General features: G+C 31.7%; 3 protein-coding genes. All 3 read right to left on the reverse strand.

Annotated features, from left to right (window positions below; genetic code table 11):
* Window positions 1-599 (reverse strand): hypothetical protein (locus tag CQA53_RS13445; protein ID WP_245945915.1); only part of this gene is annotated, 599 nt, incomplete at its 3' end.
* Window positions 571-1116 (reverse strand): hypothetical protein, encoded by a 546-nt coding sequence (locus tag CQA53_RS11390; protein ID WP_115544016.1) that lies wholly within the window; start codon window positions 1114-1116, stop codon window positions 571-573. The genes CQA53_RS13445 and CQA53_RS11390, both read right to left, overlap by 29 nt.
* The gene (locus tag CQA53_RS11395; protein WP_115544017.1) at window positions 1117-1344 is read right to left on the reverse strand and encodes a hypothetical protein; all 228 of its coding nucleotides are present in this window, start codon (window positions 1342-1344) and stop codon (window positions 1117-1119) included.
* Between the last annotated feature and the right edge of the window lie 101 nt (window positions 1345-1445).

Here is a 1445-nt window from a genome sequence, read left to right on the forward strand (position 1 = left end):
TATTTTGTGGTGTTTTTAGATTCTACAAACTCTTTAGATTCTATATCAATATGAAAAGGCATATCGCCTTTGCATTGAAGATAGAATAATATCATATCAAAGTATTGATTTTTAGGGATACTTGCTACTATAAGTTTTATATCAGCTCCTATATCGCCCATATTGCTAAACTCTGTGCCTCTAAAGGCTAAGATATAATTGATATATCCATATTCAGCAGTATAGCTTATCTCTTTAGATTCTATATTCTTTTGTTTGCGTTTTTCTCCAAAGAGGGTAGCGGAAAAGCCACTTGAAGTGTTAGACTGATGGATAAGTAAATCATATCTTTCAAAGAAGCGTTTAGCTTGATTAGGGGAGAAGTCGCCTTTGAGTGTGCCTACTTGTATCTCATCATCTTGTTTGTGTGGATTTGGCTTTACTGCGATATATTTATTGTAAGTATTGTCTAAAATGTCGGTGGGGGTAATGGCATCTTTAACTACTTCATTGTCTTTTTTTATAGTTTTACCAATCAAATCATAATACCCATAACTCGCCCACGCCAATTCTGCATTATCTCGAAGTTTTTTAATTATTTCTTTGTGTTTCATATTCATAATATGTTACTCCTTCAAAATATCCACAATGTATTGTTCTTTCTTGCCATTCTAGTTCATAACTAGCCATACCTTTTGTTCCTAAATCATAGCGTCTTGTATTCCAATGCCCAACTAGCTTAGCCTTTATTATGTTGCGACGCGAAAAGTCATGATAATTTTTAGATGAAAAAATTGCTTTGATATAGTATCTATTTTTACTTAATTCCGCAACCTTCACTTCATTTGGTTTAGTCAAAAAAACTTTGTCAATAGGATGAATAGATATAGGATTTTTCATATCATAATCAAGTTTATCATAGTCTAGCGTATCTAAACTCAATCCAAAGTAACTTAGAATCTTATTATATTTCTCTTCATTATTTGGTAATTCATTAAGCTTACATATCTTTTTAAATTCGTGATAGCTAGGTTGTAGGCTATAAGGCACGAACCACCCCCAACCACTACATCCACTAAAGAATACTATAATGCTAAATAATATAATAAAGTTTAGAAACTTTTTTAATTTATTCATCTACGCCACCTTTTTAGATTCTAATAAATGAGATTTTATATTATGATTGATAAGTTTCTTATTATATGTAATAAACATAGATTGTAAAGAAGTCTCCCCACCTCCTACATACTCTCTATCATCTTGTATATCCTTAGAGTATTCTAAGAGTTGTGTGTATCTCCCCACCCCATAATCTTTATATTCATATTCTTTATATGCTTTATCATAGACTTTAGGGATTTTCACTTACATTCCTTGCAGTATTTTTTCACTATGCGCTCGACTTGTGTATTATAGCCTGAACCATAACCAGTGCCATAATAAAACATTCCCATACAGCCCTTAAA

The sequence above is a fragment of the Helicobacter didelphidarum genome (assembly GCF_003364195.1).
GTDB classification, from domain to species: domain Bacteria; phylum Campylobacterota; class Campylobacteria; order Campylobacterales; family Helicobacteraceae; genus Helicobacter_A; species Helicobacter_A didelphidarum.

Excerpts from the sequence above, each read along its gene's own strand:
- CQA53_RS11390 (WP_115544016.1), bottom strand. The coding sequence starts at position 1,116 with ATGAATAAATTAAAAAAGTTTCTAAACTTTATTATATTATTTAGCATT.